This window comes from Arthrobacter sp. CAN_A1, from assembly GCF_015751665.1.
Lineage (GTDB): Bacteria > Actinomycetota > Actinomycetes > Actinomycetales > Micrococcaceae > Arthrobacter_D.
This window is the reverse complement of the sequence record NZ_JADOUR010000005.1, coordinates 273,562-279,561: the sequence shown is the minus strand read 5'-3', so window position 1 is coordinate 279,561 and position 6,000 is coordinate 273,562. Positions and strand designations below refer to the sequence as shown.

Below are 6,000 nucleotides of genomic sequence, written 5' to 3'. Positions count from 1 at the left end.
GTGGCGTCGGTGATCCGTGCCCTGACGGTGAAGGTGGCGGGTCCGTCGTTGAGGTTGAAGTCGGTCTTATCCACCGATGAGCTGACCAGGACGGGGGCACTCGTGTCCGCGGCTGGGGCTGTGATGGTGATGGTTTCGATGGTGCGGAAGCTTCCGCTGTTGCCGAGGGTGTCGCCGAGCGGGTAGAGCAGAACTTCCCATTCTCCTGGTGCGGAGCCTTGGGGGATGGTGACGGTGCGTTCGTAGGTTCCGTCTTTGGCGGTGCCGGAGATCAGGGTCATCGAGCCGAATCCGTGGGATTGGCTGGTATCTGAGTGGGACACGGTGAGGGTGGGGGCTTTTGCGCCGGTGGCGTCGGTGATCCGTGCCCTGACGGTGAAGGTGGCGGGTCCGTCGTTGAGGTTGAAGTCGGTCTTATCCACCGATGAGCTGACCAGGACGGGAGCACTTGTATCTGCAGCAGGAACCGTATTGAGAGGGGATAGTGCTTGTGCGCTCACCGCGCCTGGGGACAAAGACGACAACACCAAGGTGCCGGCAGTAAGCAAAGTGATTGTGGCTCTGCGTGCAGGCAGAGTTCGTCCCCAGATATTCATTTGTCCCCTATGGTGCTGTTCGCAAGTAATTGAGATGATTCGGAATCCAGCGAGCCCGAAGCTGGGCCATGGATCGGTTGTACCCCTATATATATCGGCACCGTAAGACGGAATGTGAGCTTTATTGATCCCTGTTCTGGGTCCCCATAATCCGGCGGGCATCGGCTTGGGCAAGCAATTCCTCCGGGCTCACAACCTCCCCTTCCAGGTGCGATGACCCGCGGATCAGCCGTCGAAGCTCGGCAGGCGAATAAGGGTCAGGCGTCCGCCGATGCGCCATCGCATGGCAGTTGGGGCACAGCGGCACCAGATCGGTGACTGGATCAAGCACGTAATCGGAGGTGAGCTGCAATCCCGGAACAATATGGTGCAACTGAATGAAGCCCCGACCGAGCTCTCCATAGGTCGCCTCAAAGTCGAACCCGCAGACGGTGCAACCGGTCCCGTGGTGCGCAACGCAGAGCCGGCGTGCGTCGGGGTCCTGCTCGTAGCGGTTCACCAATGTCCGCGTCAGCGCGCTGGCGGGAAGGGTCCCGGGGATGGGGGCCACGGGATCGGCGTCCGACGGCGAAACATGCTCGGCCCACACCGCGCGCACCAGCTGCTCATCAGCCGCGGCGAGAGGGGTTCCGGCAGGGAGTCCGGCACCCCACGCGAAATCCGGCACCCGGCCGAGCAGCACCGACTCGGGGATGTGTTCGCCGCGGGGGAGAAGCAGGTCGACGTCAATGGTCAGGGAGCCGGCGTCGTCGTGGGCTGGTGTGGCGACGATCCCGTGACCCAGGAGGCCGCGTTCAGTGGCACCCTGCAGGATAATCCACGCGTCAGCACCTGGGGTCGCCGTGGAGTGAGCCGGCCACGCCACGGCGGCAAACCCGGTGGCGCGCACGGTGTCAAGGATAGAGGTGTAGGCGAACTGCCATCCGTCCCGCCGATCCGGATCCCAGCCGAGCACGATTGCCGTCATGGCACTCATTGTGTCACTGGCCGCACAAGCCAGTGGCCGCCCACCGGTTTCCCGATGCGCGGCCACTGATGGTTCAGACGTTGCTGGTTAGGCGGGGTCGGTGGAACCCTCTGCTACCGGCGTGTTTGCGGCCTCAGTCTTGGCGTCGGCTGCTAGGGTCTGGCGACGACGGTACAACTGGATGCCGATCGCGAGGGGGATGGCTGCCAAGGCCGTTGCGCGCATCCAGGGCCGGTCCAGGACGTGCCCGGTGGCTGAATCCAGTGACACCGCGCCTGCTCCCGCAATCGCGAACGATGCCGCGGCAATGCCGAGCACTGCCGGGTACTCGAAGCCGCCATCGGTGGCGAAGAAGCCGTTGGGGGTGTGAACACTGGCAGCGACGCCCATGGTGGTCGCTGCTGCAGCGCCGGCAACGGGGGTGCCGAGGCCGACGGCGAGTGCCAGACCCGCGCCCGCCTCACCCAGCCCGGCGAGCACGGCGCTGGTTTTGGCCGGGCGGAAGCCCATGGCGTCCATGCCCTTGCTGGTGCCGTCAATGCCTCCGCCACCAAACCAGCCGAACAGTTTCTGCGAACCGTGGGCGACGAGGACGCCGCCCAGGGCAACCCGGAAAATGGTCTGCGCGGTGGTGGCCGCGACAGGAGTATGTAGTTGATGCGTCATGGAATTCCTTCGGTGGGGGTCTGATGCTGCGTGCAGCTCCCCTTCTATAAGGCACGAGTCGGCTGGTTTCTTCCCGGGTCCACGATTCCTGTGGGCGGCGGGACTGTCAGACTATGTGCATGGACATCGCACTTGGTCTTCTCGCCCTGGTTTTGGTGGTGTGCGCGGGGAGCGCCCTGGGCCGCCGACTCAACGTCTCGGTTCCGCTGCTCCTGGTGCTCGTGGGTGTGGTGGGCTCCTACCTACCCTTCATCCCTCCGGTGGAACTGAACCCCGAGCTCGTGCTGATCGGGATCCTCCCGCCGCTCCTGTACGCGGCGGCCCTGCGCACCTCGGTAGTCGACTTCCACGCCAACAAACGCAACATCGGCCTGCTCTCCGTGGGCTACGTCATCTTCGGAACCATCGCCATCGGTCTGCTGGTGTGGTGGCTGATCCCCGAGGTCCCCCTGCCGGCGGCGCTGGCGCTGGGCGCCGTCGTCGCTCCGCCCGATGCCGTGGCCGCCACCTCCATCGCCCGGCGGGTGGGCATGCCGCGGCGGGTGGTCGCCATCCTTGAGGGCGAGTCGCTGGTGAACGACGCGACGGCGCTGGTCCTGCTCCGTTCCTCCATTGCGGCTATCACCGGCAGCGTCACCCTGTTCGACGTCGCCAGCGAGTTCCTGCTCGCGGTCGCCGGCGGGCTGGCCATCGGGGTCGCGGCCGCGTGGATCATGCTCCAGATCCGCACCCGGGTGCGCAACGTGGCGGTGAATACGTCGCTGTCGCTGGCCGCCCCCTTCATTGCGTTCATTCCGGCGGAGGCGATCCACGCGTCGGGGGTACTCGCCGTCGTCGTCGCCGGCCTGATCCTGGGCACCAAAAGTCCGGCGATGCCCGGCGGCGCCTCCCGGGTGAGCGAACGCAGCAACTGGGCCACCGTGCAGTTCCTGTTGGAAAACTCGGTATTCCTGCTGATCGGGTTGCAGGTGCGGTTCATTATTGAGGCGGTCAATGACGACTCGCTGGGGGTCGGCCGGGCCTGGATGATCTGCGCGATCGTTGTGGCGGCTGTTCTGGTGCTGCGCCCCCTCTGGGTGTTTCCGGCCACCTATCTGCCGCGGCTGATCCCCGCGGTGGCGCGACGGGAGCCAGCCCCGTCGTGGCAGCTGGCCGCTGTGGTGTCGTGGGCCGGGATGCGCGGAGTGGTGACCCTCGCCGCCGTGTTCACCCTGCCGCAGGACGTCCCCCACCGGTCGGTCCTGGTGCTCGCCGCGCTCAGTGTGGTGGCCGGAACGCTCATCCTTCAGGGTTTCAGCCTGCCGTGGCTGGTGCGCAGGCTCGGCATCCGGGGGCCCGACCCGCAGGAGGACGCCCTGACCCGTGCGTCCCTGATGCAGCAGTCCACCACCGCCGGAATGGAGCGGTTGGCGGTCCTGACTCGCCCCGACGATCCGCCCGAGGTGCTCACCATGCTCCGGCGCCGCACCGAGGAGCGGAACCTTGCTGCCTGGGAGCGGTTGGGCCGGCCCGAGGCCGAGGCTCGCACCCCCAGCCAGCGCTACGCCGAACTGCGGATCCAGATGCTTGACGCCGAGCGGTCCCGGATTCTTGAGCTGCGCCGCACCGGCACCTACGCGCACGACGTGATCGACGGGGTGCTGCGGCACCTCGATATTGAGGAATCGGTGCTCGACTCGGTGCTCGATTCAGCGCTCGACGACGACGGCGGTCCGGGCGCCGACGCGTCCTCAGCTGTTGCTGCGTCCGGTAACGGCGACTGCGGGGATCTGCAGACGGCACCCGACCACGCCGTCCCGTCCGATCTGCAGTGCCTTGACTGCGTCGCCGAGGGAACCGAACCCGTCCACCTGAGGATGTGCCTGCAGTGCGGGAGGATCGGGTGCTGTGACTCCTCGCCCGGGCTCCACGCGTCCCGTCATGCCCGCAACAGCGGTCATCCGGTGGTCCGTAGTGTGGAACCCGGCGAGGCGTGGAAGTGGTGTTACGTCCACGAACTGCTCGGGTAGGCGGTACGCGCCGCCCGGGCTTAGATCCCAGGCTTGGAGCCGGGTCTAGCCCGCCGGCGTCGTCCGGTGCGCGCGCAGCACGGTGTCGTGGATGGTGACGCTGGCGCCGTCGTGATCCTGGGTCCGTTCGCGGGACTCGGTCACGATCTCCCACTGCTCCGGATCCAGCAAGAGCACGATCTCTTCGGCGGTGTAGAAAAGGTCCGTCCGGGGAGGCCGGTGCGCGCCGGACTCCATGTCGGTCGGATGGTGACCGACGATGAGCAGGGTACCGCCGGGCGCAACGGCTGCCGCCAGCCGGGTAAACAGGGGTTCGCGCTCGTCCTTCGGGAGGTGCATGAACTGCGCGGAGATGAGGTCAAAGGAGGACTCCGGGGGAGTCCACTCCAGGAGATTCTGGCGGCTCCAGGTGATCCGGGCGGCGGACGCCTCATCCGTTACAGCATGAGCAGCACCGCGGGTGAGGGCTACCTGGGAGATGTCGACGGCGGTTACCGTCCAGCCCTGACGGGCGAGCCAGATGGCGTCGGCGCCTTCTCCGCAGCCGACATCGAGCGCCGTGCCCGGCGCCAGGTCAGCAACCTCGGCGACCAGTTGCGGATTGGGATGTCCGCTCCAGATAGAGGGACGTTCGTTATAGAACGCGTCCCAATAGGTTTGGCCGTACTCGGTGGGTGTCTGTTCGTGGGAGTCCTGCGAGCGGTGGTGGTGGGAGGTCATGAGGCGGTCACCTTTGAGGTCGTGTCGGTTTGGGTGAGATTGCGGTGCGCTGCGAGGTCGCGCTGCAGTTCCTCTTCCATGAGGTTCATGTTAATCATCGCCCCGGTCAACGAGCCATCGGCCGCCGACGCAAGCACCTGAGCCATCAGATTCGCCGCGTTGCCCACCGCCCAGACACCCGGGACATTCGTGGCACCCGCGTCGCCCGTCGCGATGAAGGTCCCGAGACCCGATTCGTGGGCGACAGTTGCAACACCGAGTCCGGCGAAGACGTCGGCGCGCGCATTGAAGGTGGGCCCGACGACGATCGCCTCCAGCGGGACACTCCGGCCGTCGTCGAGCACGACGCCGCGTAACGAGTCCTCCGCGATGCTCAGTTCCCGGACGGCGCCTTCGACCACGCGGATGCCGCGGGCGGCAAGCTTCTCGAGTTCCTCATCGGTGGGCGTTGGATTGGTGTGGAGGAACAGGGTGGTGTTCTCGCTCCACTGCCGGAACAGGAGTGCCTGGTGCACGGCCATCGGGCCGGTGGCGAGGATGCCGATGGCCTGGTCGCGGACCTCCCAGCCGTGGCAAAACGGGCAGTGCAGTACGTCGCGGCCCCACCGTTCGCTGATGCCGGCGACGGCGGGCAGCCCGTCGACCAGGCCGGTGGCGATCAAGAGCCGCCTGCCGGTGATGACCTGGCCGCTCTGCAGCGTGACGGAGAAGTCCTTGCCGTCGCGGCCCGAGCTGACTACCTGGCCGTCGACGATGGTGCCGCCGTAGGACTCGACCTCGGCCCGGCCGATCGCGAGTAGCTCGGCCGGCTTCATCCCTTCGCGGGTGAGGAAGCCGTGGACCCCCTCGGCGGGAGCGTTGCGCGGCTCACCGCCGTCGACGATGATCACCGAGCGCCTGCAGCGGCCCAGCATGAGTCCGGCGCTGAGTCCGGCGGCGCCACCGCCGACGATGACGACGTCGTACGTGTCTGTGAATGGAGGTGTGCTTCTGAGTGTGGTCATGTTGTTCATCCTCAATCCGTTCGCTGAGCGGCGCAAAC

General features: G+C 66.6%; 5 protein-coding genes and 1 pseudogene. 1 reads left to right on the top strand and 5 read right to left on the bottom strand.

Features of this window, described 5'->3' with window-relative positions; genetic code table 11:
- From IWX62_RS08470 to IWX62_RS08460, 3 genes and pseudogenes are all read right to left on the bottom strand, one after another.
- A pseudogene (locus tag IWX62_RS08470) lies at positions 1-500 on the bottom strand (peptidase S8/S53 subtilisin kexin sedolisin); the annotation flags it as partial.
- 217 nt (positions 501-717) lie between these two features.
- The gene (locus IWX62_RS08465; protein WP_196840911.1) at positions 718-1,563 is read right to left on the bottom strand and encodes an HNH endonuclease; all 846 of its coding nucleotides are present in this window, start codon (positions 1,561-1,563) and stop codon (positions 718-720) included.
- Between the two features lie 87 nt (positions 1,564-1,650).
- A complete protein-coding gene (locus IWX62_RS08460) occupies positions 1,651-2,229 on the bottom strand; it encodes a DoxX family protein (RefSeq protein ID WP_196840910.1) in 579 nt (192 codons plus the stop codon).
- Positions 2,230-2,348: 119 nt separating this feature from the next.
- On the opposite strand from IWX62_RS08460, the gene IWX62_RS08455 reads away from it, so the two are divergent.
- On the top strand, positions 2,349-4,238 hold the full coding sequence (locus IWX62_RS08455; protein ID WP_196840909.1) for a Na+/H+ antiporter: 1,890 nt from the start codon (positions 2,349-2,351) through the stop codon (positions 4,236-4,238).
- A 45-nt stretch (positions 4,239-4,283) separates the two neighbouring features.
- Here the strand turns inward: IWX62_RS08455 and IWX62_RS08450 are convergent, their stop codons facing one another.
- Together IWX62_RS08450 and IWX62_RS08445 are read right to left on the bottom strand one after the other, a co-directional pair.
- Positions 4,284-4,958: a class I SAM-dependent methyltransferase gene (locus IWX62_RS08450; RefSeq protein WP_196840908.1), complete on the bottom strand. Its 675-nt coding sequence runs from the start codon at positions 4,956-4,958 to the stop codon at positions 4,284-4,286.
- Positions 4,955-5,962: an NAD(P)/FAD-dependent oxidoreductase gene (locus tag IWX62_RS08445; protein ID WP_196840907.1), complete on the bottom strand. Its 1,008-nt coding sequence runs from the start codon at positions 5,960-5,962 to the stop codon at positions 4,955-4,957. Before IWX62_RS08445 ends, IWX62_RS08450 begins: the two co-directional genes overlap by 4 nt.
- Between the last annotated feature and the right edge of the window lie 38 nt (positions 5,963-6,000).

What these genes read in the sequence shown, in the direction of transcription:
- IWX62_RS08465 (WP_196840911.1), bottom strand. Translation starts at nt 1,563, where the DNA reads ATGACGGCAATCGTGCTCGGCTGGGATCCGGATCGGCGGGACGGATGG.
- IWX62_RS08460 (WP_196840910.1), bottom strand. Translation starts at nt 2,229, where the DNA reads ATGACGCATCAACTACATACTCCTGTCGCGGCCACCACCGCGCAGACC.
- IWX62_RS08455 (WP_196840909.1), top strand. Translation starts at nt 2,349, where the DNA reads ATGGACATCGCACTTGGTCTTCTCGCCCTGGTTTTGGTGGTGTGCGCG.
- IWX62_RS08450 (WP_196840908.1), bottom strand. Translation starts at nt 4,958, where the DNA reads ATGACCTCCCACCACCACCGCTCGCAGGACTCCCACGAACAGACACCC.
- IWX62_RS08445 (WP_196840907.1), bottom strand. Translation starts at nt 5,962, where the DNA reads ATGACCACACTCAGAAGCACACCTCCATTCACAGACACGTACGACGTC.